The 25,580-nt window shown below is 43.9% G+C and carries 27 protein-coding genes and 2 tRNA genes; 8 read left to right on the top strand and 21 right to left on the bottom strand.

Annotation, left to right across the window (positions count from 1 at the left end; translation table 11 throughout):
* Positions 1-89 precede the first annotated feature (89 nt).
* The 6 genes from HYV65_00145 to HYV65_00120 form a co-directional block, all read right to left on the bottom strand.
* Positions 90-1,118, bottom strand: a complete 1,029-nt coding sequence (locus HYV65_00145; GenBank protein ID MBI2462647.1) for a glycosyltransferase — start codon at positions 1,116-1,118, stop codon at positions 90-92.
* Positions 1,119-1,227: 109 nt separating this feature from the next.
* Entirely contained in the window at positions 1,228-2,790 is a 1,563-nt protein-coding gene (locus tag HYV65_00140; protein ID MBI2462646.1) for an O-antigen ligase family protein, read from the bottom strand.
* A gap of 211 nt (positions 2,791-3,001) precedes the next feature.
* Positions 3,002-4,237, bottom strand: coding sequence for a glycosyltransferase family 4 protein (locus tag HYV65_00135; GenBank protein ID MBI2462645.1), 1,236 nt, complete (start codon positions 4,235-4,237; stop codon positions 3,002-3,004).
* Between the two features lie 7 nt (positions 4,238-4,244).
* Positions 4,245-5,225, bottom strand: coding sequence for a glycosyltransferase family 2 protein (locus tag HYV65_00130; GenBank protein ID MBI2462644.1), 981 nt, complete (start codon positions 5,223-5,225; stop codon positions 4,245-4,247).
* Positions 5,226-5,328: 103 nt separating this feature from the next.
* The gene (locus HYV65_00125) at positions 5,329-5,571 is read right to left on the bottom strand and encodes a hypothetical protein (GenBank protein MBI2462643.1); all 243 of its coding nucleotides are present in this window, start codon (positions 5,569-5,571) and stop codon (positions 5,329-5,331) included.
* A 77-nt stretch (positions 5,572-5,648) separates the two neighbouring features.
* Positions 5,649-6,359 (bottom strand): WecB/TagA/CpsF family glycosyltransferase, encoded by a 711-nt coding sequence (locus tag HYV65_00120; protein MBI2462642.1) that lies wholly within the window; start codon positions 6,357-6,359, stop codon positions 5,649-5,651.
* A 146-nt stretch (positions 6,360-6,505) separates the two neighbouring features.
* Here HYV65_00120 and priA point away from each other — a divergent pair, with 146 nt between their 5' ends.
* From priA to fmt, 3 genes are all read left to right on the top strand, one after another.
* Positions 6,506-8,470, top strand: a complete 1,965-nt coding sequence (gene priA, locus HYV65_00115) for a primosomal protein N' (protein MBI2462641.1) — start codon at positions 6,506-6,508, stop codon at positions 8,468-8,470.
* A 158-nt stretch (positions 8,471-8,628) separates the two neighbouring features.
* On the top strand, positions 8,629-9,126 hold the full coding sequence (gene def / locus HYV65_00110) for a peptide deformylase (protein MBI2462640.1): 498 nt from the start codon (positions 8,629-8,631) through the stop codon (positions 9,124-9,126).
* Positions 9,116-10,078, top strand: a complete 963-nt coding sequence (gene fmt, locus HYV65_00105; GenBank protein ID MBI2462639.1) for a methionyl-tRNA formyltransferase — start codon at positions 9,116-9,118, stop codon at positions 10,076-10,078. Before def ends, fmt begins: the two co-directional genes overlap by 11 nt.
* Positions 10,079-10,220: 142 nt before the next feature.
* On the opposite strand, the gene HYV65_00100 is transcribed toward fmt, so the two are convergent.
* The 10 genes from HYV65_00100 to HYV65_00055 form a co-directional block, all read right to left on the bottom strand.
* Positions 10,221-11,435, bottom strand: a complete 1,215-nt coding sequence (locus HYV65_00100; protein MBI2462638.1) for a hypothetical protein — start codon at positions 11,433-11,435, stop codon at positions 10,221-10,223.
* Positions 11,413-12,096: a hypothetical protein gene (locus HYV65_00095; protein MBI2462637.1), complete on the bottom strand. Its 684-nt coding sequence runs from the start codon at positions 12,094-12,096 to the stop codon at positions 11,413-11,415. Before HYV65_00095 ends, HYV65_00100 begins: the two co-directional genes overlap by 23 nt.
* 29 nt (positions 12,097-12,125) lie before the next feature.
* Entirely contained in the window at positions 12,126-12,467 is a 342-nt protein-coding gene (locus tag HYV65_00090; GenBank protein MBI2462636.1) for a hypothetical protein, read from the bottom strand.
* Positions 12,468-12,471: 4 nt separating this feature from the next.
* Positions 12,472-13,443, bottom strand: coding sequence for a hypothetical protein (locus HYV65_00085; protein MBI2462635.1), 972 nt, complete (start codon positions 13,441-13,443; stop codon positions 12,472-12,474).
* Between the two features lie 29 nt (positions 13,444-13,472).
* Complete coding sequence (locus tag HYV65_00080; protein ID MBI2462634.1) at positions 13,473-14,045, bottom strand: serine hydrolase family protein; 573 nt, start codon at positions 14,043-14,045, stop codon at positions 13,473-13,475.
* 230 nt (positions 14,046-14,275) lie between these two features.
* A tRNA-Lys gene (locus tag HYV65_00075) sits at positions 14,276-14,348 on the bottom strand.
* A gap of 13 nt (positions 14,349-14,361) precedes the next feature.
* Positions 14,362-14,604: a GIY-YIG nuclease family protein gene (locus HYV65_00070; protein ID MBI2462633.1), complete on the bottom strand. Its 243-nt coding sequence runs from the start codon at positions 14,602-14,604 to the stop codon at positions 14,362-14,364.
* Positions 14,605-14,608: 4 nt separating this feature from the next.
* Positions 14,609-15,142 (bottom strand): hypothetical protein, encoded by a 534-nt coding sequence (locus HYV65_00065; GenBank protein ID MBI2462632.1) that lies wholly within the window; start codon positions 15,140-15,142, stop codon positions 14,609-14,611.
* Between the two features lies 1 nt (position 15,143).
* Positions 15,144-16,226 (bottom strand): molecular chaperone DnaJ, encoded by a 1,083-nt coding sequence (gene dnaJ / locus HYV65_00060; protein ID MBI2462631.1) that lies wholly within the window; start codon positions 16,224-16,226, stop codon positions 15,144-15,146.
* Positions 16,227-16,239: 13 nt separating this feature from the next.
* Entirely contained in the window at positions 16,240-17,199 is a 960-nt protein-coding gene (locus HYV65_00055) for a hypothetical protein (GenBank protein MBI2462630.1), read from the bottom strand.
* 168 nt (positions 17,200-17,367) lie between these two features.
* Between HYV65_00055 and HYV65_00050 the strand changes: the two genes are divergently transcribed.
* Positions 17,368-18,042, top strand: coding sequence for a hypothetical protein (locus HYV65_00050; GenBank protein MBI2462629.1), 675 nt, complete (start codon positions 17,368-17,370; stop codon positions 18,040-18,042).
* 91 nt (positions 18,043-18,133) lie between these two features.
* Here the strand turns inward: HYV65_00050 and HYV65_00045 are convergent.
* The 4 genes from HYV65_00045 to rpsB form a co-directional block, all read right to left on the bottom strand.
* Positions 18,134-18,206: transfer RNA gene (locus tag HYV65_00045), tRNA-Thr, on the bottom strand.
* Positions 18,207-18,245: 39 nt separating this feature from the next.
* Positions 18,246-19,061, bottom strand: coding sequence for a hypothetical protein (locus HYV65_00040; GenBank protein ID MBI2462628.1), 816 nt, complete (start codon positions 19,059-19,061; stop codon positions 18,246-18,248).
* 100 nt (positions 19,062-19,161) lie between these two features.
* A complete protein-coding gene (gene tsf / locus HYV65_00035) occupies positions 19,162-19,749 on the bottom strand; it encodes a translation elongation factor Ts (GenBank protein MBI2462627.1) in 588 nt (195 codons plus the stop codon).
* Positions 19,750-19,841: 92 nt separating this feature from the next.
* Positions 19,842-20,774 carry a 30S ribosomal protein S2 gene (rpsB, locus tag HYV65_00030; protein MBI2462626.1) on the bottom strand — a complete coding sequence of 311 codons (933 nt, stop codon included), beginning with the start codon at positions 20,772-20,774 and terminating at the stop codon, positions 19,842-19,844.
* 393 nt (positions 20,775-21,167) lie between these two features.
* Here rpsB and HYV65_00025 point away from each other — a divergent pair, with 393 nt between their 5' ends.
* The 4 genes from HYV65_00025 (at position 21,168) to HYV65_00010 (ending at position 24,373) form a co-directional block, all read left to right on the top strand.
* Positions 21,168-21,692 carry a hypothetical protein gene (locus HYV65_00025; GenBank protein ID MBI2462625.1) on the top strand — a complete coding sequence of 175 codons (525 nt, stop codon included), beginning with the start codon at positions 21,168-21,170 and terminating at the stop codon, positions 21,690-21,692.
* A 152-nt stretch (positions 21,693-21,844) separates the two neighbouring features.
* Positions 21,845-22,063, top strand: a complete 219-nt coding sequence (gene rpmE, locus HYV65_00020; GenBank protein ID MBI2462624.1) for a 50S ribosomal protein L31 — start codon at positions 21,845-21,847, stop codon at positions 22,061-22,063.
* 129 nt (positions 22,064-22,192) lie between these two features.
* A complete protein-coding gene (prfA, locus tag HYV65_00015; GenBank protein MBI2462623.1) occupies positions 22,193-23,245 on the top strand; it encodes a peptide chain release factor 1 in 1,053 nt (350 codons plus the stop codon).
* Positions 23,246-23,659: 414 nt separating this feature from the next.
* Positions 23,660-24,373 (top strand): hypothetical protein, encoded by a 714-nt coding sequence (locus tag HYV65_00010; GenBank protein ID MBI2462622.1) that lies wholly within the window; start codon positions 23,660-23,662, stop codon positions 24,371-24,373.
* A gap of 114 nt (positions 24,374-24,487) precedes the next feature.
* On the opposite strand, the gene HYV65_00005 is transcribed toward HYV65_00010, so the two are convergent.
* Positions 24,488-25,580 (bottom strand): DUF2190 family protein (locus HYV65_00005; protein MBI2462621.1); only part of this gene is annotated, 1,093 nt, incomplete at its 5' end.

Raw genomic sequence — 25,580 nt, 5'->3', positions numbered from 1 at the left:
AATAATCAACGAATAACGTACGAATATACGAATACTCCACTACGGCCGATTCATATATTCGTACGTTATTCGTTGATGACATTCATTTATTACAAAAACCACTTTCTTATATCGCCTGCGTTTGTCTTATCATTCTTCAATATCGCTCGTCGTTTGCGCAGCATTAGGGGCGCCATGCGCAACATACCAATATACGCCCACAAACTTGTTCTTTCAAAAATGATAAAATACCCAAACATCATCATTTCTCGCGGAAGCCAGAAGAATACATCCTTAAGCACAGATGAAAGATAGTCATTTTTCAAGAATGCCAATCTTTGGTTGCGCCAATCAAGCACGCGTTTAAACGCAGGAATTGTTTTGCGAAGTTCTATAAAACCTCTATACCCCTTACTCAATTTTTTTGTGGTCTGGCGATCGTGCGCCGCAAGCACGGTTGGGTCATACCAATTCATCCAGCCGGCATGATGAAGCCGCCATCCCAAATCAAGCTCGTCAGCATACCAAACAAAATCCTCGTCCAGATACTCGTACGGAAACTCTGCGTCTGGTTTTGATTTTGGCATCTTTATTGCTTCCAGCGCCTCGCGGCGGAAAAATGGCACCGCGCCTTCATAGCAGAATATTTCCTCTGCCTTATTGTACTGCCCGGTGTCTTCCTCTCCATGCCCGCGATTGATAATACGGCGCGAGCGGAAGATCTGCATACCAGTGGTATCTATTATAGATGTCACTTTTGCATGCTCATAATCATACCGCAAAACCTTGGCTTGCACCACCCCTGCCGTTGGGTGCGCTTCCGCGACCGCCACCGCCCTTTCAATAAAGTCAGGCGCCATCATCACGTCCACGCACAAACCCACCACATAGGGCGCCCTACTCCAAGACAAACTGCGATTAAACCCACCACCAAGGATATAGTTTTTAGGGAATCTAATGATTTCCGCGCTCGGCATTATCTCCTTTACAATTTCGCGAGTCCTGTCGGTGGAAGCATTGTCAAACACCCTAAACTCAATGTTAGGATAAGTCTGCTTTTGCACGTGTTCAAGACACTGGCGAATATATTTTTCGCCGTCTTTTACGATTAGGTGGATTGAGACTAGAGGAGATTGCATAACTTTAAAAATCCCAATGACCAAATCCAAATGACCAATCAAGCCCCAAATCCAAATGATTAAAGTTAGGTCTTGGGATTTTAGGCATTGGGATTTGATTGGTCATTGGTCATTGGGGTTTGGGATTTTTTATTTCATTTTGCCTCGTTATCCCAAGTAACACGCCTATAAACACCAAGAAACCCAAAAATGCCCGCTCGTCAAACAGCGCCGCATCAGTTAGGCTGTAACCCAAAATCCAAATAAATGAAAAAATGATTGCGAAAGCAAAAAGGCCCGTTAACGTATTATACGACGGTTTTTGAGCAAACCGCCACGCGCGAGCAAACACCTCCCACAAGAACCATATAAATATTATAGCAGCTGGAATGCCCATTTCCGAGGCAACCTGTAAATATAGATTATGCGCGGATGCGCCCATTCTTGTTGCCGATATATTTTGATCTAAAACCACGGGATAATTCCCTATGCCTATACCAAGCGCTGGATTATGCGCTATTGATTTCAGCGTGCTTCTCCAAATAGCGATGCGGCCTTGGTTTGAAGTTTCAGAAGTATCTATCAAAGAACCAATCCTAGTAAAGAAAACATTATGCGACGGCACATTGTCGTCTTGAAATTGCGGCAGCATCAATATCGCCCACGCGAAAGGGAACATCAAAATAAATGCCCCTATAGATAAAGCAACTTTTTTTCCGTATACGCGCGTATACGGCATGAAAAACCACGCTGTACCAAGTGCCACTGCCGGAAAAATAATACCCGCCCATATTCCTCTGGTACCACTTAAAATAAGCGCGAGGTGCAATGCCAAAAATCCAAACCATGCCAGCCGGCGTTCCCATTTTGTGAGCGTTCGTTTTGCATCGTATATGAACAAAAACAAAAACGGCAAAACCATGAGCAAGTATAACGGAAATGTATGCGAGTCGGGAAATAAAGAAAACATACGCAGGCGCAGCCCACCGCCCGAATAACTAAACCACGTGTTGCCAAAATTTGTTACTATATTCGCCCATTGTTGTCCATACATATTCAAAGACACGATCTGCCCCCACCAATAATGAAAAATCCAGACGGGTAAAAAATATGTGCTTATCCACTGGCCAAATCCAACAACCACAGCCACCATCCCTGATACTACAAAATTATTCGTCAGTTTTTGCACGTATCCATTTTCGCGCCGCACCAAACCGCGCACTATTACAAACAAAAGAGTTAGGTTAGCAAAATAAATAATCCTTTTAACACCAGTGGATATATCCTGCGCAACAAACAACGAGATGAAAGCTAGCGCAAACAATGCGCTGCCAAGAACTTCTGCCCGCGCGCTGTTCCACAGATTGCGCAAATTATTCCATTGCAATGAAGCTACAATTTCATCGAGATTTCTGCCGCTTAAAATCCATTTCGCGAAAAGCAAAATTATGGCAATACGCCAGAGATTAAAATTATCAAATCCTTGCGTGAGCGGCAGGGCAAAGAAAAATGGAATAAATCTAACAAACAAAAGTAAGCCGTTTTGATGCGGCGCGACAAGCATATATCCCAGAATAAGGACTGCTGGAATAAAAATAAACTCCCGAGGCACAACGCCAAAGACAGCCGCGAACAGAGTTACCAGCGAGAGGATATAGATTATGTTTAGAGGGGAGAAAATGCGAGAGGACATAGCTAGTAAATTACAAAGTCCAAATTACAAATGTCAAATCAATGTCTCGGCCATAGGCTGATCCCCGCCAGAGGCGGACAGGCGCCTCAGGCGGAAAAGTCTCAAATATTCAAAACCTAAAATTTTAGCATTTGACATTTAGTATTTGAAATTGATTTGTAATTTGACATTTGGATTTTGAAATTTTGCTTATAGTTTATGAATAGACTTTTTAATTCTTCTGCACCCCATTAAACACGCTGATCGTCTGCCCCGCGCATCGTTTCCAGCTAAATTGCGCCGCGTGCTTTGGGCCATTTAAACGCGCGCGATCTATAACTTCTTGATTAGTAAAGGCAAAAGTTAGTTTCTCAGCTATTTCTTTTACACTTGAGGCGTCTTCTACTATAATTTGCTCGCCTCGCAAAGCTTCTTTTAATGAAGTGGTGTTAGGCGCAAGTACCGGAGTACCACATGCTAAAAATTCAAGCGGCGGCAAACCAAAGCCCTCGTAATTTGATATATAAACACCTACCCTAGCTCCAGATAAAAGCGCGGGCAGATCTTTTTCTTCCGCGTACTGAACGCGTATCACTGCTTCCCGATCTAATTTTCTATTGATATCCCCACATATCTCATCGATTGGCTGGTGGGGGCTAGTGCCGTTCCTTCCAGATACAACAAATTGCGCGCAGGGAAATTTATCCGCAATAATTTCAAAAGCGCGCAGAGATTCTAGAACATGCCTTCGATTAAATATCTGCCCCACCCAAAGTATGTACTCACCCGTTATATCCAACTTCTGCTTTACGCGCCGTATCTCCTCATCGCTAGCTCGCTTAATCCTTTCATTCACGCCAAGATAAGTTACAAAAATTTTTTCTGCTGGAACTTTATATATCTCTTTAATTTCCCTCTTGCAAAATTCTGAAACGGTAATTACGGCTTGGCTATGATTTGCGCCAAATCTTCCCAGGATACGATAGGGCAGACGATAACGAATTGGGAAAAGCTCCGGGAAACGTTCAAAGGAAATATCGTGCAAAACTATTACTGATTTACCGCGCCATAATGGCGATGCCATATATGACGGGAAAAACATAATATCTATTTTATCGCGCATAGCCCGTAGCGGCAAAGAAAAAAGAAAATACAAAAAAAAGCTTGGGCGCGGCAATATCTGCAGGGAGCGGCAAGTAAAAATTGAATCTTCCAAAAAATCGTCGTCAGGAACTCGGCCCTTGAAATAAAGGGTAAAATGGAAATTGCCGCGCATTTTCGGATCTTTTGCCCACTCGCGCAAAAGATTTTCAAGATACCGAGCAACACCCGCGCGGTTTAGTTCCAAATTATGTGCGTCGATGCCAATTTGAATCATTTTTAGTTTGTCATCTCGAAGTCCTGCAACGACGGGACGAGAGATCTCTCGCGTGCTCGCTCGAGATGACAACACTTTTTCATTTATCATAATAAGACTAATCAATTTTTCCCCAATTACCTTTATAATAATCAGTAATTCCGCGAATAATCGCCCTAGACTGCTCTCTGTTTATACCGAGCAAAATTTTCAATAATTGCAATTTAACTTTTGCCGCCGCCCAGTAATGTTTATAAACATTTGCCCAGAATGGTCCGTGTAATTTCGTAATGAGCATGCCATTGCGATGGTGATAATACAAAATCTTTGGGCTGCCAACTTTGCCTAGTGCTGTTGCGGATACCTTGTGCCAAATTTTGGCGCTGGGAATAATGTGCAATTTCCATCCCAGATCCTTTGCTCGCAAGCTATAATCAACATCCTCAAAATATAGAAAAAATCGCTCGTCCCACTCGCCCACTCGCTGCGCAACTTTCCTGCGCGCAAGCATCGCGCATCCAGTTATAAACTCTGTTTCAAAATAGTCTGATTTATTTGCGTTATAAATAAAAGGTATTTCGCCCCGCGTAGGGCGAAATGATTGCTTTGCGAACACGCTGCTGCGTGTGGCAAATCTAATCACGTGCTCGCCTATCTGGCTTACACGCATCCAGCGCAGCTTCCCTCCGGCAAACCAAATTTCGTCGGGACGAGCAGAGTAGTAAATAACGGGCGCCCACATGCCGCCCGCTTTGTCGCCCTCCGCAACCTCAATCATTTTATCCAAAAAATCCGGCGCGACTGTCGTATCATTATTTAAAAAAAGTATATACGAGATGTCGTTGTCTTCCAACGCCTTGCGCATGCCAATATTGCAACCGCCACTAAAACCAGTGTTCTCCTTACTTTCAACGAACGTAAAATTAAGGGCTTGCTGTTGCGCTGACAAAACCTCGACCGAATCGTCAGAAGAGCCGTTGTCTACAACAAAAATGCGTTTCCTGTCATAGGAAACGCCAGATAGAGATTTGAGGCATTCGAGCGTTTCTTGAGGGTTGTTCCAGTTAATAGTAACAATCCCGACCCAAGGTTTTTCCATAGGCATTTTATTATCTCTATAGAGATAATATCCTTTTTATAGCATACAAACCTTGTTTTTTCAAATGAAAAATCACCATAGCATGGTGATTTTTCATTACTAATTACGAATTCATTCCTCCGTCCCGCGTGTTCTCATCCTCCATTTTATCTTCCACCTTGTCGTCGTGCGCCATTCCGCCCATATTGCTCATATCATGTCCCGTCTCATGAGATTCCATCTGGCCTGGGGGCATTGTTCCTCCACCCATGTTGTCGCCGCCACCCTCCTCTCTCTTCATAAAAAAATAGTAATACGCGGCGCCTGCGGCGATTAAGATCACCAATAGTACAACAAATAGTGTCATATTGTTTGTCGTCCCGCGTTCATTCGACGACTTCGAATATTAGCGGGTAATAAATTTTAAAATACCCTTTCATTATATCACAGATTTTTCAAAATATTTATACTGTACACAATCGGAAAAACAATAACCGCATTTACTACGCGCTTAATGCGCCAAGGCTGAAGGAAAATCCGCCACAACCATTCGAGTCCGAGCGAACGCATGCTCTGTGGCGCTCTTGGCAGTGAACCTGCTAATATATCAAATGCGCCGCCGACACCTACCATTACTCCACGCGCATCAAAAGATTTCTGTCTGACCACCATCCATTCTTCTTGTTTCGGCGCGCCAAGCGCTACAAATATGATATCGGCATCAACTGGTTTGTTCATCATCTCATCTGCGAGTGATTGAAAAAAACTAGCGGGGTGCATTTGTTGATAATGCGCGCAAAGGTTTTCTCTCACATCGCTAGAAGCGCCGACAAATGCAACTCGCCACTTTTTTTCCGCCGCCCTGTGGCAAAGCGCGTCCATAAAATCCACTCCCGTAATACGCTGCGTAAATCTTTTGCCATTTAACATTCCCGCAAGAAAAACACCCATTCCATCGCACAGCGACATTGAAGCATTGTTGAGAATTTCGCGTAGTCTAGAGTCGCGATAAGCCCGCAGAACAATTTCCGGGTTGGGTGTTACAATGTAATGAGCGCCACCACTTTCAAGCAAATCCTCAGCGCGTAAGAGAGCCTCGCTAAGGGAGAGATTGTCTACGCGCACGCCTAAAATATTGACTGCTTTGCTAGACATAAAAATAAATTTCAAAATCCAAATTTCAAATGTTAAATGAATGCCGAAGGACAAAAACTTAAAACTACAATATAGTTTTTGGCATTAAGTTTTTGACATTGATTTGATATTTAGTATTTGAAATTTGTCATTATATTCATTATACCATGTTTATCGTTTCAATTGCTCCACTTAATTCAATACCTCGTCCCGCGAGCCAGATTCTGGACTATTTTTCGCGCAACTCCGTCTCCGTTGGTCAGCTTGTTGAAGTGCCGCTAAATAGACGCAAAACGCTCGGCATCGTATTTGCCTGCCGCGATGTACAAGACGCGCGCATGGAGATAAAAAACTCTCCCTTTCCGCTAAAATCAATTTTTTCGATTGTTTCTCAACACATTTTGCCTGAAGAATATCTGCAATTTGCCCGTTGGTTATCCGACTATTACTACGCCTCGCTTGGCACGGTAATAAAACGCATGATCCCAAGCTCAATACTGAAGAAGCCATCGCTTGCATTAGATTTGCCCAACAAAATAAAATATAGAAAGAAACCCTCCGATTCCACTCAGGGCAAGCTCCACGGTATGCTGATTTTAGGCGCGGGGCGAGTCAACGAGTATAAAAAAATTCTAGCTAGCGGTAGGAGGGGACAAGCTCTTTTTTTAATGCCGGATCTTGTTACTCTGTCTGCGCTAGCAAAGCAGTTGGACAAACTGGAGGTATTGTACAGCGGCCTTGGAGCAACAAAACAAAGAGATCTATGGCTCCGCGCCCGGCGAGGTGAATCATTAAAATTAGCTGGCACTAGACTTGCATCTTTGATGCCTTTTGCAGATCTTTCCCAAGCACTAATAGAAAATCCTCAAGACCCCTCTCATACTTCGTGGGATCAAAACCCGCATACAAACAGTGTCCGCGCTATGTTATGGCTGCATGATCATTTTGGAATTAGTTTAACCTTAGGATCTGAGTGTCCCACCATTGAAATACAGCACACAGCTCTGGTGAGAAATTGGAACATATCTTCGACCACACCAAGACTTTCACCAAAGCCGCTTCTTATTGATATGAGAAACGAGCTGAAAGAAAAGAATTTCTCAATACTTAGCAAGCAAGTTCAAAACTGGCTCGCTGACGCGAATAAAAAGGGTGGTCGGGTTACCCTTTTTATTCATCGCAAAGGATTTGCTTCGGGGCTTTTGTGCCGTGACTGCGGGCATATAATTTTCTGCACCGAATGCTCCGTGCCAATGGTTTATCATCGCTCTAATAACATTCATATGCCCTGGCCTGAGCCGTGTCGAAGGCTTGTCTGCCACAGATGCGGCAAGCGCGATACCCCTCCAACAGTCTGCCCCAAATGCCAAAGCGACCGCATAAAATATATGGGCGGAGGAACACAAAAAGTTCAAGAAGAAATAGAAATTCTTTTTCCAGAATTAAAGGTGTGCAGGATCGACTCTGACGCCGCCCAAACCTTTGAAGCCCAGCGAGAAATTATCAAGGATTTCAATGAGGGAAAATATGACGTGCTAATCGGTACACACTTCTCGCTAAAGCCGCTCGCCTATTCGCCTGTTGCGTATTCCGCCATTATTTCCATAGATCCTCTTTTGAGCCTTCCTGATTATCGCATGGGCGAACGCGTGTTTGATATTGTGCAAAAATTACGCGCTATGTGCGCAAAAGAATATGCTGTGCAGACATACCACCCTGAAGCGCCGGTGCTACAGCTTGCGATGCAAAACAAATGGAATGAATTTGCGCGGCAGGAAATCCCCTTGCGCAAGATGCTAAAATGGCCTCCTTTTTCCCAAATAATACGTCTAGCGTACGAACATAAGGATAGTAATCGCGCTCAACAAGATGTGCTTACAACAAAAAAACGCCTGGAGACGCAAATTAAATATCTAGCCAAAGATTATCCTTCGGTGATGCCAGCAGTTCAACTGCTAGGTCCTTCGCCCGCATTCGTTCCTAAAGTTAATAACTGGTTCTTGTGGTATATTATAGTAAAATGGCCTGTCGCGCGGCTTGGAGATCCTGTGGAGATAGAAGCGCGCAACCGCCTGCTTGACATTTTGCCAAAAGGTTGGGACATTGACGTAGATCCGATAGATTTAATTTAGAATTTTGAATTTTGAATAAAATTAGAATTATTTAATTTTGAAACACGTGCTATCTAGCGCTAATATATAACTTTTTGATGATAAAGATGATAATTCTTCTAATTTCAGTCATTCAAAATTTATTCAAAATTCGAAATTAAAAATTCAAAATTTTAGTTATGATCCGTCCCGTAATCCAGGAACCACATCCTACATTACGACAAAAGGCACAGCTCGTGTCTAATTTTAACGATCCCAAATTAAAAGTTCTGCTGAAAGACATGGAAGATACGCTTATCCAGCAAGAAGGCCTTGGGCTGGCCGCGCCGCAAATTAACGAAAGTTTGACAATATTTGTAATACCAAAAGAAGTAGCGCCCATGGTTCGTTCTCTGTGCATACCCTCATCTTTATTCAAGCCATTCCGCGCAACTATTTTCTTTAATCCAAAACTATCAGACTATTCTTCTAAAAAAGAGATTGAGGAAGAGGGGTGCCTTAGCGTTCGCGGCATTTTCCATCCTCTGCCGCGTTCCGGTCGAGTGACTATTGAAGCGCAAAACGAAAAAGGCCAGAGGTTTCGCGTTACCGTGGAGGGGCTTCTAGCTCGCATATTTCAGCATGAGACCGATCACTTAAATGGGACGCTGTTTATTGATCGCTTACATGAAAAATAATACTAATTTATCTATTGTATTCTTCGGCACACCGGAATTCGCGGCAATTGTTTTGGAGCGCCTTGATGCATCACCATACAAGCCTGCTTTCATTGTGACGACACCCGACATGCCTGCTGGACGAAAACAGATACTCAACCCGCCGCCGGTAAAGTTGTATGCGGAAAAATTGAGCATCCCTGTTTTTCAACCCGCAACGCGCAAGGAGTTGCAGGAAGGACCGACCCTCCGCGGAGGGTCGGTCCTTCCTGCGCGGGCTGATTTATTCATTGTCGCCGCGTACGGAAAAATTTTACCGAAAGAAATTTTAAAAATTCCTAAGTATGGCACGCTAAACGTACATCCATCGCTTCTGCCGCGATGGCGAGGCGCCTCCCCCATTCAAAGCGCGATTCTTGCCGGAGATAAAGAAACAGGTGCCTCTATAATACTGATGGACGCGCGGATGGATCACGGACCTGTTCTTGCGCAAAAAAAATGGCCTATAGCGGTCGACGCAACCACAGAGAGCCTATCTATGGAGCTTGCGAACTTTAGCGCGGAATTATTGCTTGAAACTATCCCAGAATGGCTTGAGGGCAGAATTACTCCGATAGAACAGGATCACGAAAAGGCTGTATTTTGCAAACCCGTTTCCAAAGAAAACGCGCGTATTGATTGGAATAAATCCGCGGAAGAAATTGAACGAATGGTTCGCGCATATACTCCCTGGCCCGGTACTTTTACGCTTTGGGATGGCAAGCGAATTATTATTCATTCCGCGCGCGTCGCAAACTCACAACAAGAAAATTTAGAGCCGGGAAAAGTTATTGCTTTTGAAAATACTTTAGCGATACAAGCAGGCGCTAATATTTTAATTCCTGTTCTAGTTCAGTACGAAGGAAAAAAAGAACAGAGCGCGCAAGAATTCCTCCGAGGACATTCGCAGATAATTGGAGCAATACTAAAGTAATAACATTCTATTAGGGGCAAGCAGGGTAAACTGCTCGCAGTGGCAAAAAGGGGCTACCCGGTAGCCCTTTTTTGCCGAATAGATTAGTTAGAGATACTATAAAAGCGTCCTGCCTTGCGGGACGCTTTTTTTCTTTAAGAAATTAAATTAACGCGATTATACTTCTATAAGAAGTAGCGACGAATTTACTTTGTTGCACTCCTAAATTACTTAACAATTTAAGGCATTGATGCAAATCGTCAATTGTATCACCACGAACTTCAAGCCATAAATGCACAATATCGTCGTTCGTAATAAAAGAATCAAGCGCTATCTCATAATTATTTATACCTTTTTTATGATACATAACCCTTTCTTTTTTAAGCCTTCTTCTTCCGCTTCTGTATCCCAGAGCGATTAAACCATCTATGATTTCGGAAGTAATGGAAAATTCCAATACCCCTCTTGGGGAAGAGTCGGCCGGAGTTTTGTATGTAAGAGTAAGGTGTTGATGTGCTGTGTCTAGCTGCAAATACTCAGCGCGAACGCGTATCAATTCCTCGTCAGATATATCGTAGTTGCTCGGGGGAACCAGCCATTTATCATGCTGAAGAACTTTTTTCTCACTCTTAAATCCTGCGGCGGCAAGAATACCGAGAATCCTATTGTACTCCCCCGCATCATAGGGAGATGCTATACACCCCCTTAATTGGTATTGCATGCTTAAGATTTTTTGCATTTCACCCGGAAACATGTCATTTATTACAATTATCTGCGCACACTCTCGCGTCGGAAGAATAAATTTTTTATATGCAGGATAAACGTTATTAATAAACACACCGGCGATATCGAGGGGACTTTGACGAGTTCGCTCAATATCGCGCACAATGCGCCGCCAAAACGTCCCGTGTACTCCCGCTTCAACAAAAACCGTCAAGTCAAGCATGCTCCGTGTTGGTTCCATGAGGACAAATATACCTTCTACGAAAATTATCGGGGCGCAAGCAAAAGATACCAAATCATCTTCCGGCTCACCCGTATTAAAAGAATAGATTGATTTTTGTATAGCCTCTCCTCTCTTGAGAGATGCTAGATGCTCTGCTATTAGTTGCAAGTTGACACAGTTTGGATCGTCAAAACTAACTAGATTATGCTTGCGCATATACCTTTTGCCGTAGAAATAGTCATCGGCTGCAAGTATGGCAGAACCAGGCCATGCCTGTTGCAAAAGTTTGCTTAATACGGTTTTTCCGGAACCCGAAGCGCCGGCAATGCCCACAATAAGAGGATTTGTTTTTTGTATTGCATAATTACCGATAGACTGGCTTATACGCGCAATGCCTTCATTCAAACCGTTAACGGTTATTTGCCCTGTCATTCTGGCCATCCTCCTTCAACGCAATTCCGTATTTTCGCAATAATTCCAACATCGCTTTCCTGGTTTTTAATCTAGCGAGGCTCGCGCTGCGAAATCGTTGGTCCTCTGTTACCTCAACTACGTCAAAGCCATCGGGAATATAAACTTGCTCGGCTGCATTTTTAAGCTCTATTTCCATAACCACAAGCCCACGCAATTGTGGACTGGTGTAAATGTCCAATTCAAAACGCCCAATAACATAGCGCGCCTTGCGCACGCCCGGAGCGCCTTTGCTAAATTCCCGAACAAATTCAAGATCAATAGGGCTTTCGCATTCAATTTGCGTACGCCAATCATTGTTATTAGCGCGCGCCTTCATAGTAATAGTTCCCTGCCACTCCTCGCTTATTATAGTTGGCCCATCTGGCACAGAACTAATAGATGCGGGGGGTTGTATGTAGGGATTACGCAATTTCTCCCTTACTCTAATTCCACGCTTAAATCTTGGATACGCCTGCTGGATCCAGTAACATTCTCGTCCTCGCAATACTTCAATTGGAAAAGAACGCACTAGGAACTTACGCTCAATCTCCGGCTTATAAGCCACGTCGGCCTCCTTTCTCGGCATATTCTTGGATTTAAGATAATAAAACAAAACACCGTTTTTAACAAGAAGCTGCATAGTAACCCCTTTCCACGATTATATCCCACTTATTGCGCTTGGCTATCTGCCAAAACTTTTTTAATCCTCGCTGCCTCCTGCTCTACAAGCGGACCTTCGTATTCACCGCTGTGAGCACTTGCACCATTATAACTTGCTCCTTTCTGGTCTAAATGCAAATTCATATTCAAATCTTGCTTGCGACCATATGGGTCGGGTTCCGATGATTTCTGCAAGGTGGCATAAACATGAAAACGCGGAAAATCTCCAGCGCCCATATTACGCGCGGCGCTCACTTCGTTGCTTTTTTCGTGCTCTCGCTCAAAATGATAGCCACACATACGCAACGCGTTCGCGATACTTAGGCGTGTGTTTGGAATAACGAATTTCATAATGTTACTGCGCAACTGCCGGTGGCCGAACATAATCTATAGGCAACATTTCTCCTCGCTTTGCAGTTTTATAAAGTTCCGGATCAATCTCTTTTGGAAAACAGACGCGGCCGACTGCGTGATTCCAATTTTGACCGTATGGACCATGCTTATATATGCGCTGATCCGACTGCCCCGCAGTAGAGGCTTCAAAGTTAGAGCAGAGTTGAAACGTAAGCGCGCCAGAGACTGCGTATTCGTACAACTCGTTAGTCCGAGGATCTTTTGGCGCGCTATAACCAGAAATGCTATTTGTAAGCGCATCTAAGCTTTGCGGCAAGACTTCTTTTTGTTGCCAATAATTCACTATCTCATTTTGAATACCCTGTAAATCTTGCACGCGCTGATCGTCAAAGCGCCTGGCACGCTGCTGCTCTGGGCTGCCCACCAAAATAAAACCATACGCGATTGTCGCCAGCACTACTAGAAGCGACACGGCGCCAAGTTTTATCTGCATGCGAACGGTTTTTATCTCGTCTTTTATTCGCATGTCCCAAATATAATATCCAAAGACAACCGCGGCAATTGCTAGAACGAGCGCTACTTTCAGAAAAAACCTCATCGTCAGTTCACCGTTAAAATATGTATAGATGAGCGTGATCAGGTCAACTATAATCGTAATTGAGGCAATAAAGAGTGTTAGGTTAACTAACCATTTGCGAATAGCAAATTCACGCTTTTCTGGAAAGGACATAAAATCTTTTTCTATCATCCACGTGCTAAGTAAGTACACGGGAAAAGAGATTGCCAGTGAAGCGCTGGAAAGATGTATAGAATCCAATATTCCCATCAGATAAAAATTCAACTGATCAGGAAACATATAATTAATATACTGAAAGAATAAAGTTATAAAACTTACCACGCTCACGTAGAGCATGCTGATATGCAAAAGATGCAAAAATACATCTTTCGGTGTGTTTGTGATTGGTGTATTCATAAACTAATTATACCATTTTTTTATTTGAGTTAAGCAAGTTTTAACACAGATTGCAATACAATTGGCAGCCGTGTTAACCCGTCGCTAAAATGCCTCATTTTATGTTGAATGATAATTTCAGAACCTAGTTTATCGCGAAAGTCATTTTGATTATCTAACGGCACATAAGGATCATCATCAGAAAATATAGCTATGCTTTTTGATAGGTGTGACGCTATCTTTTCAAAGTCAACGGGCGTCTCAAGCCAATGCCTCTCCGTTACTCTCGCGTTTGTGTCGTTCTCAAGTCCGCTTAGCCGCTTAAAGAATCCCGCGACAAAAACCGCTCCTCCAACCCTTACTCCTTCGGGCAAAGTTTCAAGATAGCGAGCGATGGTTTGGCAACCCATACTGTGACCTACAAAATAGGTATTTTCATCGGCAACCCCGACTATCTCGGCAAGCTTTGGCACCCAATTGTAAATGCGCGGATTGTCGGCGTCTGGTAACTGAGGAACGATAGCTTCAAAACCATTTGCTTCTAGCTCGTGCTTCAGCCAAGGGAACCAACCTTCTTCAGGATGCCCACCCCAGCCGTGAACTATAAAAACTCTTTTGGTCATATTTTTTCTTTTAGACTGATCCCCTTCTGAGGCGGACAGACACCTCGGGGCGGAAAAAGGGAGCTGCTCTACATAGTTAAGTGTTTTGTGCACCCAGCAGGATTCGGACCTGCGACCATCTCCTTTCAGCCAAAGGCTGATCCTTCGGACCTGCGACCATCTCCTTTCAGCCAAAGGCTGATCCGCCTCTGGCGGAAAAAGGGAGCTGCTCTACATAGTTAAGTGTTTTGTGCACCCAGCAGGATTCGGACCTGCGACCATCTCCTTAAAAGGGAGCTGCTCTACCAGCTGAGCTATGGGTGCACAAAACACTTAACTAACTAAGAATACTATCTAGGTACTTTCTTCCAACTCCTGATTTTAAAAAATTCTCTCTTTTTCTTGATGCTGTTTTGTCAGTACACTGTTCTCGATAGACCAATACAAATGGCCCATTTCTTTTTGTAAATTGATTGGTACCGGAATTATGCCGCTTCAATCTTTCTTCAGGATTAAGTTCGGTACTTCCAATATACCTCTTGCCATTCCGCAGACTCTTTAACACGTATACAGATGACATGGATTTATTCCGTCCCTCCTCGCCGTACCAATGCAATTGCAATAATTGGCGCTACCGTCCAGCCAAATAACGCGTAAGGCGAGAAAAACGCCATCTTGACGGTAGATGAAAGGGCTGTGCCATCCGTCATTAAATGTAACAAAGTTGCCATAAAAAATCCAGACGTAATCAGGCTAAGCAAGATAATATGCCACCACGATGCGTCGCCATTATTAGGCAGGCGCAAAGCCATGCGCAAAGCCGATCCAGCTAGCAAAAAATATATTATAGCAACCAGGATTAAAAACAGCAGCCCCATTATCCATGAAAAAAAATTGGTATTAAAAGAATACACCTTCGCGCTCACATCAAATGGCAAAACCTGAAATACTACTCGAGCTATGTATCCGCTCAAAAGTAAAACCGTGATACGCTTTCGCCCGATAGACATGCAATACAGAAATAACGCGATAAGACCAAATACAACGATTCCCAAATCAAGAGAAAACTGGAATGGAGTGTGAATTGACGGAAAAGAAAAAGATTTTAAAAAGCTCATATTATAATCCTTCTTTTTGTAGCCCTTGTAACAACTCTTTTGCCCGCCTGGAAACTTTCTTTGGTGTTTCCACGATTACTTGAAAGAAATGATTGCCTCTGCCGCCGCGCTGAGGGCTAGACATGCCCTTGCCGCTTAACTTCAACAATGTGCCAGACTGAATTCCCGCTGGTATTTCTAGCTTACCGTTTCCATCAATTACCCTGACACTTTTTTCACCACCTAAAATTGCTTCTGTCATTGGTATTGTTATTGTGCTGTAAAGATCGCTCTCCTTTCTTATAAACACGGGGTGTTTTTTAATATATATTCTAGCATATAAATCGCCCGCGCCATTTATATCATACTCACCCTTGCCTGAAACACGCACCATTTCCCCGTCAGAGATCCCTGCTGGAATATTGAATGTAATCTTTTCAACCTGCTGTTCCCGTCCAGTACCGCGACACTGCTTGCATGGCTTTTCCGCTATCGTACCTATGCCGCCGCACTGCGGACATGTTTGCATGCTGGCAAATGAACCCAAAATAGTGTTTTGCACATGGCGAATCTCTCCCTTACCGTCACATTTTGAACAAGTTTTAACAGACGTGCCAGGCTCTCCTCGCCTACCTTCACAACGTGAACATTTTGCAAACTTCTTTAGGTGAGCAGTGTGATCGATTCCGCTAAATGCCTGCTCGAGCGTAAGCTCGACATCTATAGAAATATCGCTACCGCGTTGTCTTGGCGTTTGACCGCCTCCAAAGCCCGCGCCAAAACCATCGTGGCCGCCGCCAAAAAACTCACGGAAAATATCATTTATATCGCCTTGCCATGCTCCACCGCCCCGACCAAAGCCAGCGCCGCCGAAACCACTAAATCCTCCTTGTTGCTCAAAAGCGGAGCCGAACTGATCGTACCGAGCACGCTTAGTGTCATCAGACAATACTTGATAGGCTTCGTTTATTTCTTTAAACTTCTTTTCATCTCCGCCTTGTTTATCGGGATGATATTGGTGCGCAAGCTTGCGATAGGCCTTTTTGATATCGTCTTTTGAGGCTCTTTTTTCAAGGCCCAATATCTTATAATAATCTTTTTCCATTTCATTAATTGTTTTACTTCAACACCAGCCTGTCTTTTTCTATTATTTCCTTATTAAACCCTGCTATACCGAGTGCAATAAATAGCTTCATTAAACCCCACGCGGCAAGCTGAGTAAACCATACAAATGGTATACTCAATAATTTAAAAGTCAAGAATGAAGTAAGCACGAAAAATATTGGCAAATAGCTTTTATACGGCTCAACGAATTTTGCAAGATAGGCGTTTGACTGCTCGTATATAAATTGGGGCAGGGGCATTCCGAGCGTTTTTTCATCTTTAATCACGCTGAAATTTTTTTTCACATCTTCTGTAATTTGAACCGGTCCGGTACTGTGAGTTAATATTGGCAAAAGATTTTGGATCATCAACGATTGGAACTGGCCGACAGTTGCTCCTGGTTCGTAGCCGTAGATTGTTGTTGCGGCAATAACGTCTATTGGAATAAATGAGAGATCAACTACCGCGCGCGGAATTTCCGGCCGCAAGTTTGCTGCTCCGTACGGAGAAAAATAATAAACGAACGCGAGCAGTATGGCAACGCCGGTAAAAAATGACGACAATCCCTTTTTAACAAAGCGGCTCAATCTAAACGATGCAAGTAATTCACGCTCATTTGTAACACTTTGGCGCGCGGACACCGTAAAAATTAAGAACGAAGCAACACCAACGATAGGCCATTGCTGCCAGCCGAACAATGCGAGAAGCACGATACTTGTAATAATATATACAATGTATGCAAGCCACGGCGGATCAAGCAAAAGAAAGCTTAGAGCAAATAGCGCGGACCATAGGGTAAAACCAATAAGCCCAATTATCAGATGAATATCTGCGATTTCAGACCCAGAAACCAAAACATTCACCCCTTCCCACATTGCAAACGTCGCAAAAATCAAAAAAGCAGACGCTATATATTGATTGCGTGGAGTGGCTGAAAAATTATCGCGTAATTTGTCAACGAATAAATTATTCACGAGGTTATTATACCATATTTCTCTGCATTTGATGTAACTGCTGGTAATGTGCGGCACATTACCCGGGGTACTTGACAGGAGGCAGAATTTTGTTATACATAACGCAGAAAGTGTCATGCCAGAGACAGATCCGCCTTTGGCGGAAAAGTCCAGAAGGAGGAAGGACAGATGGTAAATCAGTTTCAGTTGATCGGGAGGTTGGTCGCCCTCTTGCGAGAGGCCGACCCGGAGAAGTTCGATGACGCGGTGGCGCAGGCCAAGCGGAACGACCTCGAGAAGCTCTTCGATGCTCAGATCGCGACTCTCAAGGATCGCGGCGTCCCAGAGCAGATCGTGGAGATCCTCCAGAACCAGAAGGGCGCAGTGGTGAAGAAGGCGAGCGAGGTGGCGATCGGAGACGGCAACATTCCGTTCCTCCCGGTCATCCCCCGTTCGTATCGGAGCCCCTACGACCTCATGGCGATGGTCAAGAACGGCGGGAAGGTGGGCTACACCTATCTCAACCCGACCGCGATCTCCGATGTGGTGGACGCTCCCAGCGAGCCCTACTACATCTACGATGTCGAGGACGGCAACAGCACGCGCGGCAAGTCGCCGGAGAACGCCGAGAAAATCCTCAAGCAGCAGAAGCGGTCTCCGCTCACTGCCGCCGAGGTCATGGCGCTCACCACTCACACGGATGTGCTCTCGCGGCACTATGTGTGGGCTACCGGCTCCCGCTACGAGTCCGCCGACGGGGTGCCGAATGTCTATCTGGACGGCGGCGATCGGCCGAGGCTCTTCTGGTACGGGGTCGGCGACTCGGATGGCCGCTGGGGTTCCGCGTCTTGCGGTAGTCGCTAAACGAAATGCCCTCGACTGTTGTTGAGGGCATTGCTATTTCTACCGCACTTATTTTACTTCTTCCGCCCAACCCACATTAAAGATGCCAATGAGCCAGCGGTCGGATTCGAACCGACGACCTTCACTTTACAAAAGTGTTGCTCTACCAACTGAGCTACGCTGGCTAAATTGAATATAAACCAAGAAATCTTAAATACTAGCCCTTACTTCCTTTTTATATTCTCAAGCCATTTCATAGTTTCCTGATCATCGGGATTTCGCTTCAAAACATACACAAACGCTGCCTTCGCCTCATGATATTCACCGCGGTTCATATATATCTCGCCTAATTTTTTATATGGATGAGGGTTGTGTGGATTTTGCCTAAGAACACTTAGCCAAAATTCTTCTTCTTCGGAATTTGTGCTTACGATTGAAACTGGAGAAATCTGGACTGACTGCTCCTGTTTACTGCTTTTAGATTTTCTGTCTACCTCGCCGGAACCCCAATTAGACGAGATGGGGGCGGATTTCTTCTTTTGCCGTACAATAACATTTAGATCAGCGTCTGAATTTGAGCTTGCCAATATAGGATCAGCTATCTTCTTAAAACCATCCTTCGCCGAAGACTTCGGCTTGGCAGAGAAAAAATTTCCCTCTGTTTGACGAATGTCGTCCCAGCTAATTCTGTGTTTGGATTCTTGGTCAAATCTTTCCTTCAAAATACGCTGCGAAGAACGAGTTGAAAAATACTCTAATGCTTTGCTCAGCTTATTTTCCCAACGCATCAGAAGCACCTTTACTTTGCGAAGCAATTTTTCTAAATAGATAAATACCTTTTCTCGTTGCGAGTATCCAAAAAAACGACTAAACAAAATATGCGCGGAACGAAACACGTCATACAAAAAAGATGTTGTTGCCTCATAATTCAATGGCTCGACATCCGTAGTATTTTTAAGCGTCGGGAGTTTTTTACCAAAAATGATGATGATACCAGCTACGCTTAGTAAAAAAAGAATGTGGGGGAAAAAAGAAAGCATGAATAAAAAATGAATATGGGATCATGAATTGTGAATCATAAATGCTAACTGACGTGATTCATAATTCATAATTCATGATTCGTGATTCACTATTCTAGATTTAGAGCTCATAACGCACAAATCCCCCAATCTGAATATTCTCCCCTATTTTTGCAATTGCCTCGTTAATAACATCTTCCACGGTTTTATCCAGATCTTTAACGAATGGCTGTTTGGTGAGCGCGACTTCTTGCATAAACTTCTCTATCTTTCCTTCAATAATTTGCGCTAAAACATCGGTCGGCTTTTGCAATCCCTGCAATTGCTCTGTATAAATACGGCGTTCGTTGTCCAAAATTTGCGCGGGAACGTCGGCTGGAGAAACATATTGAGGATTTGATGCCGCGATGTGCAACACAAGATCGTGCGCAAGCTGAGCAAACTGTTCGTTTTGCGCGACAAAATCTGTTTCGCAATAAAGCTTCAACAATACTCCGACTTTATTATTTGCATGAATATATGCTTCAACGCGGCCTTCGTGTGTTTCACGTTCCATTTTTTTAGCCGCCTTAATCATTCCCTTCTTACGCAAAATATCACGCGCAATTTGTATATCACCACCAGCTTCCTCAAGAGCTTGCTTCACATCCATAACACCCGCGCCCGATGCTTGGCGTAGTTCCTGAACTTGTTGGGCAGAAATAGACATAAAAAAAGATGAATTATGAATAGTGAGGTGCAGTATTCATGATTCATGATTCTGTCTTCACTATTCGCGCCTACCTATTTTCTTCAAATGATCTATTGACTCACCTTGCTCTTCCCCTTAGTAATTGCCTCAGCCAACTTCTCTAGTATAAACTCCACGCTTGCGAGAGAATCGTCGCTTGCAGGAATTGGATAAGTTGCCAAATTGACATTAATATTGGTGTCTGCAATCGCGACAACTGGAATATCGAGCTTATTTGCTTCTGCGACCGCCAAACTATCGCTATGCATATCAACAACCACAACGACATCCGGTTGCTTTTTCATATCATGAATACCTCCCCAATCTCTTGCAAGCCGTCCGAGTTCCTCTTCCATGTGCAAACGCTCAATTTTAGGATACTTTTCCCAATCTTCAGATTTGGTCTTTGCCTCAAGGTCGCGATAATACTCAACGCGCAAAGAAATAGTTTTCCAGTTGGTTAAAATGCCACCTGCCCATCGTTCGATAATATATGGCATTCCTGCTTCTTCCGCATACTTTTTAACCAAACCGCGAACAGGTAATTTGGTACCCACGAAAAGAATAATTTTCCCTTGAGTTGCTTGAGTGCTAAGAAAATTTCGCGCTACCTCTAATTTGTCTAATGTTTGCTGTACATCAATAATGTGCACGTTGTTTCTAACGCCCACAATGTATGGCATCATAGACGGATGCACGTACGATTTTTGGTGCCCAAAATGCGCTCCGCGAGCAAACAAATTTGCAATTTCTTGCGAAACAGGCTCTATTATTCCTGGCTTCGTCTCGCTGTAGCCTTGCGCGAGACCATCCTCCGCCAAAGGCCTCGGCTTGGCGAGACTGGACTTCGCTGAAACGTTTGATGCATCCACTTCATCTGTAAACCCCGTTAGATTAACAATACGGGAAACGGGATTGTTGTTTGACCTTATATATCCCTCATCTACAACTTGAGAGCTGGAGTTTTGAGGATCTAAGGGGGTAAATTGAATTTTTTCTAACATATCAAAAAGTATAGCAGAACATTTAATAGTACGCAATACTTACTTACGCGCGCGCCCCATCTCTGCGGAGGGAACCCCTCTCACACCCCTAAATAATGATTTGGCTTACATAAACCATTTTTGAAGACGCATGAGCAGTTATTACCGACCGCTCCCATTGACCCTTCATTGCTCCATTGTTTCATTGTTTATGTAACCATGAAACCATGCAACAATGAAACAATGTAACAATGTAACGATAGAGCAATGAAACAATGGAATCTGGCGAGGTTTAATCTCAACGTAACGTCATCTTTAAGAGGTGTGAGCAGTTCCTCTGCAGGGGCTTGTGTTTAGCAGATAATCGTGATATAAGCCATATACAGCACATTTCAACAAAACCAGTGAGGGAGGATGGCTATGACTACCCAGCCGGACACGCTGCTTAATGGTAACGGTAATAGCAATGCGACGGTGGATGCCGTTGTCATTGCGGAAAATATAAAAAACTTTCTTTTCTGCTTCAGCGCGGGAATTACTGTACTGTATCTTGTCATTATCCTTCTGCGTTTTGCGGGCTTCCAGTGGTTTGCCCAAGCGCCGACAATGCTAAACGAGATATACCTTATACTCTTGGGAGTATACCTCGGCACAAAGGAAGTTTATAAGGCAAAGTGCAATGGAGCCCTCAAGCGCAAGCCAGGGGAAGTATTCTTTGTGGCATGGTGGAGCTTGTTCCTAGCACTCCTAACATTTTCCTCTTTCCATATTGGTCAAAGTAAGGTGCTAGATGAGGTGTGGCCACATCCACTGTTGAGTGTTAGTGTGTTTTTTGTTGGCAACGAGATGGTGCGGTTTCGCAGTGACATTATTTCATTGCTTCGCAGCGCTATTTCAACGATCTCCGCGTCGCTTCCCCAAAAAAACTCTGCCAGTTAACAATAACCCCAAGGTGGACTGCTGCTTATCCTACGAGGCGGGGGCTTGTTAGCCTCCCGCCTTGCCTATTTTTTCCTGCCAGATTTACAAAATACCGGTTTTCGCCTATTATATAAAAGAAATCGGAACACTTACTAAATTCATTCAATCCTATGAAAAAAGATATTCATCCTAAATATTTCCCTAATGCCAAAGTAACCTGCGCCTGCGGCGTTACTTTTACTATTGGCGCGACCAAAGAATCTATTGAGATAGAAACCTGCAGCGCCTGCCATCCTTTCTACACCGGCGCGCAGAGCGCGTTACGAGGCAGCCGCGTAGAACGTTTCCGTAAACGAGCGGAGAAACATGAGGATCTGAAGACGAAATAATTTTCAATGGCATCATCAACGAATAGCGAATCCCGCGCTAAATTACGAATGCTGGTCAATTCGTTTATTCGTAACAGATTCGTTATTCGTTGATGATATAATTCATGTCCAGCTTCTCAAATCATAGCTATGCATGATACTTCCGAACTAAAAAAAGAACGGGATGAGCTCGCGGGTAAACTAAGCAACCCGAGAGCTTTTTCGTCTAGCCAAGAACTGCGAGAAGCGTCCAAAAGGTACTCTTTTGTAGAGCAGATCGTCTCCTTCCAGGAACAAATCAATGAGCTTGAGGAAATGATAAAAGAACACGAGGAAATGGCTCAGAAAGAAACCGATCCGGAGATGGCGCAACTCGCCACAGAAACAGCGCGGGAAGATAAACAAAAAATGGCTGACATTGAGAAACAGCTAACAGAATTCGTTAATCCCACAACATCTGATAAAGAATATGACGATTTGATTATGGAAATACGAGCTGGTGTCGGTGGTGATGAGGCGGCCTTGTTCGCGCAAAACCTTCTGCGTATGTACACACGATATGCCGAACGCAAAAATTGGAAATTTACCATTCTAGATTCAAGCAGAACGGAAATTGGCGGCATTAAAGAAGCGGTTTGTGAAATACATGGCAAGGGCGCTTTTTCGCGCCTAGAATATGAAAGCGGCGTACATCGTGTACAGCGTATTCCGGAAACAGAAAAAGCGGGTCGCGTGCATACATCCACGGCATCCGTGGCAATTTTGCCAAAAGCAAAACCGATCGATATTCAAATCCGCCAAGACGAATTACAGATAGACGTTTTTCGCGCGTCTGGGCCTGGCGGACAATATGTAAATAAAACATCTTCGGCTGTAAGGGTAACCCACATTCCCACCGGTACGGTCGTTGCTTCGCAAGCCGGACGCTCGCAAGCGGAAAACAAAGAGATCGCGCTAACAATTTTGCGTAGCCGCATATTACAAGAACAGCGTGAAAAAGAAGAAAAAGCGCGCGGAGAGGCGCGCCGTTCTCAAATAGGCAGCGGCGAGCGAAGTGAAAAAATTCGCACATACAATATTCCTCAAGATCGCGTTACGGATCATCGTATTAACGAAAATTGGCACAACATCACCGCAATTCTCGATGGTGATTTAGATGAAATGCTTGACGTAATTTCATCCGCGGCACAGAATGAGAAATAAATAGTATTAATTCTAAGTATGAGATCTTAGATTTTAATAAGACTATAAATTTGATTGTTTTTATCTCAAATCTCAAATGGCAAATCTTAAATCTGCATCTTAAATCTACAATCTCCTCTCTGTCAGATTAAAAGTTTTTCCGCCGGAGGCGGATCAGCCCTTGGCTGAGAGATTTGAGTTTTAGTTTTGCGATTTAACATTTGAGATTTGAGATGTTATATTGATAACTATTGAAATAGAATTTGTTCATTAACAAACATATCGCTTTAATATAGCGATAAAAACAACGGATATTATCCGTTTCATTTTTAATTATAATTATTGTCTAGCGAGCAAGAGAAGAGAAAGCAAGCTTTCTCTTCCTAGCGAGCGACGACCCAAAAAGGGTTTTTTAACCCTTATTTCCGTATCTCTATGTTTACTTTTTCTCAAGATTCTCCACTACAACAAAACGGTTCACCTTCTCAAGGTCACCAGGGGCCGCGTTTTTCATCGGGAAAAAATACAGGTGATGATTTAGTAATGGATGACTTCTACACTATTATGGATAGGGCGCGAACAAATGGGTGGGGCTTTCAGCTTGCAATCTGGTTTCAGCAAAACCGCGCGCGCGTGATGATGGTTATCGCCGGCATTGCTCTTATTGCGGCTGGCGCGTTTATCGCTTTCCGCGTCGCGCCTTCATTCTCCACTAATTTTCCCGAAAAACTTGTAGCCAGCCTGTCGCAAAAAGACTCTAGCGCGCCTGTATCATCTATATCATCGGCTAATTCCAATATGCGGGTGCAAATTGGGCCTGACGGAAAAACAATACAAGTTGAAGGACCGGCAGTATCACAGCAAGGAGATTTTATAACCGAGCAAGCAGTACGCGGCGAAGGAATGACGCATCTTGCAAGACACGCAATTACGCGATACTTGAAAGACAAAAATATTACACTTTCTCCAGAACAACGTGTGTATGCCGAAGATTTTGCCCGCAAAGCAATGGGACCAGCACAAGTGCATGTTGGGGATAATCTTTCATTTAGCACCCAGTTGCTAGATCAATCAATAACAAAAGCGCAGAACCTTTCCGAGGGTCAAATACACAACTTGAGCAAGTATTCCGCGCATGTGAAATTCTAGACCATTTTATCGGCTAGAAAGCTTAAAACAAAAAATCGCCAGCGCTGGCGATTTTTTGTTTTAAGTTAAAATCTGATCAGGTTGCTCTGTAATAAGCCGGGTTTTCACAACACTCTAATGTTCATCAATTTTTTCTTCTGCGTTATTACCTTTATTACCAATGTCTTTTTGTAAAAGTTCTTGCAATTTTTGTTCGGTTACGCATGTGCTACCTATACACAGCTCATCTGTTATTACTTTTTTACTCGTTATTTCATTCACCACGATCTTGCTAACCTGCAAAATCCCCTCTTGAACATACACGCCTAGCTTCCGCAGACCTGCTTGAATGTCGCTAATAATGTAATCAATCACGGAAGTGGGGGCTGGGGAGTTTGAAGCTGTGCCTACCGTGCCTAGCGAGTTTAGCGTAAGCGCTCCATATGGATCCGCAAACCCCACGCTCACAAAGACAAGGATTCTACTAACTCCATTGTCACATTGTTTCATTGTTGCATTGCTACATTGTTTCATTGTTTCATTGCTACATTGCTTCATTGTTGGTAGAGCCATGGAGCAATCAAAAGATTCTAGCCCTGTTAAGGCAACGGGCTGATGGTTGCCTTGCTGAAGCTGGCCTATGACAATGGCGGGGTTGGTGGAGATAATACCGATGATGTTTGTCTGGTAGGCAGAGGTTGATCTGGCAACAGTAGGGTTTTGTTCTGTGCTGGTACTGGATATTGACACGATGTCTCCCGGTTCTCCTTCTCCTTCCACCAGATACTCTTCGGCAATATCGGCAAAGTTGTAGTTATGGGCTCTGACTGTGTTCAGCAATATCGAGGTGGAAGATACGGCAAGACCTATTTGCGTATTGCCCGCCGATGTCGTAAGGCTTCCGTCAGTATTGGCATAATAGATCGCTCCGATGGCAAGGCCTGAGTGGACGGCAGATACTCCGGAAACAATGACTGATACTGTTTGGCCGTTTGTTTTGCTGGCGCTGGCAATGCCTAAAACAAGGAAACGGGGGGTCAAAGCGTTTTTATTGCCGTAGCTGCTAATACCAGTGCCGCTCGTTAACCCCACAATGGCAGTGCCGTAAGAGGAGTTGCCAGCGTCCATATAGCTTGCCACAAAGTGAGTGGAGTCAAGGGCGGAGACGGAGGTGTATTGAGAAGTGGCTGCGTTAAACACGTTTTCAGCTCCATACGAGGAAATGGTG

Source organism: Candidatus Spechtbacteria bacterium (assembly GCA_016188605.1).
Classification (GTDB): Bacteria; Patescibacteriota; Minisyncoccia; order Spechtbacterales; family JACPHP01; genus JACPHP01.
Note: the sequence above shows the minus strand (reverse complement) of the source record. Positions and strands in the feature narration are given on the sequence as shown.

Bases quoted from the DNA above. Each gene is read 5' to 3' on its own strand.
- HYV65_00145 (MBI2462647.1), bottom strand. From the start codon at position 1,118: ATGCAATCTCCTCTAGTCTCAATCCACCTAATCGTAAAAGACGGCGAA.
- HYV65_00140 (MBI2462646.1), bottom strand. From the start codon at position 2,790: ATGTCCTCTCGCATTTTCTCCCCTCTAAACATAATCTATATCCTCTCG.
- HYV65_00135 (MBI2462645.1), bottom strand. From the start codon at position 4,237: ATGATAAATGAAAAAGTGTTGTCATCTCGAGCGAGCACGCGAGAGATC.
- HYV65_00130 (MBI2462644.1), bottom strand. From the start codon at position 5,225: ATGGAAAAACCTTGGGTCGGGATTGTTACTATTAACTGGAACAACCCT.
- HYV65_00125 (MBI2462643.1), bottom strand. From the start codon at position 5,571: ATGACACTATTTGTTGTACTATTGGTGATCTTAATCGCCGCAGGCGCC.
- HYV65_00120 (MBI2462642.1), bottom strand. From the start codon at position 6,359: ATGTCTAGCAAAGCAGTCAATATTTTAGGCGTGCGCGTAGACAATCTC.
- priA (MBI2462641.1), top strand. From the start codon at position 6,506: ATGTTTATCGTTTCAATTGCTCCACTTAATTCAATACCTCGTCCCGCG.
- def (MBI2462640.1), top strand. From the start codon at position 8,629: ATGATCCGTCCCGTAATCCAGGAACCACATCCTACATTACGACAAAAG.
- fmt (MBI2462639.1), top strand. From the start codon at position 9,116: ATGAAAAATAATACTAATTTATCTATTGTATTCTTCGGCACACCGGAA.
- HYV65_00100 (MBI2462638.1), bottom strand. From the start codon at position 11,435: ATGACAGGGCAAATAACCGTTAACGGTTTGAATGAAGGCATTGCGCGT.
- HYV65_00095 (MBI2462637.1), bottom strand. From the start codon at position 12,096: ATGCAGCTTCTTGTTAAAAACGGTGTTTTGTTTTATTATCTTAAATCC.
- HYV65_00090 (MBI2462636.1), bottom strand. From the start codon at position 12,467: ATGAAATTCGTTATTCCAAACACACGCCTAAGTATCGCGAACGCGTTG.
- HYV65_00085 (MBI2462635.1), bottom strand. From the start codon at position 13,443: ATGAATACACCAATCACAAACACACCGAAAGATGTATTTTTGCATCTT.
- HYV65_00080 (MBI2462634.1), bottom strand. From the start codon at position 14,045: ATGACCAAAAGAGTTTTTATAGTTCACGGCTGGGGTGGGCATCCTGAA.
- HYV65_00070 (MBI2462633.1), bottom strand. From the start codon at position 14,604: ATGTCATCTGTATACGTGTTAAAGAGTCTGCGGAATGGCAAGAGGTAT.
- HYV65_00065 (MBI2462632.1), bottom strand. From the start codon at position 15,142: ATGAGCTTTTTAAAATCTTTTTCTTTTCCGTCAATTCACACTCCATTC.
- dnaJ (MBI2462631.1), bottom strand. From the start codon at position 16,226: ATGGAAAAAGATTATTATAAGATATTGGGCCTTGAAAAAAGAGCCTCA.
- HYV65_00050 (MBI2462629.1), top strand. From the start codon at position 17,368: ATGGTAAATCAGTTTCAGTTGATCGGGAGGTTGGTCGCCCTCTTGCGA.
- HYV65_00040 (MBI2462628.1), bottom strand. From the start codon at position 19,061: ATGCTTTCTTTTTTCCCCCACATTCTTTTTTTACTAAGCGTAGCTGGT.
- tsf (MBI2462627.1), bottom strand. From the start codon at position 19,749: ATGTCTATTTCTGCCCAACAAGTTCAGGAACTACGCCAAGCATCGGGC.
- rpsB (MBI2462626.1), bottom strand. From the start codon at position 20,774: ATGTTAGAAAAAATTCAATTTACCCCCTTAGATCCTCAAAACTCCAGC.
- HYV65_00025 (MBI2462625.1), top strand. From the start codon at position 21,168: ATGGCTATGACTACCCAGCCGGACACGCTGCTTAATGGTAACGGTAAT.
- rpmE (MBI2462624.1), top strand. From the start codon at position 21,845: ATGAAAAAAGATATTCATCCTAAATATTTCCCTAATGCCAAAGTAACC.
- prfA (MBI2462623.1), top strand. From the start codon at position 22,193: ATGCATGATACTTCCGAACTAAAAAAAGAACGGGATGAGCTCGCGGGT.
- HYV65_00010 (MBI2462622.1), top strand. From the start codon at position 23,660: ATGTTTACTTTTTCTCAAGATTCTCCACTACAACAAAACGGTTCACCT.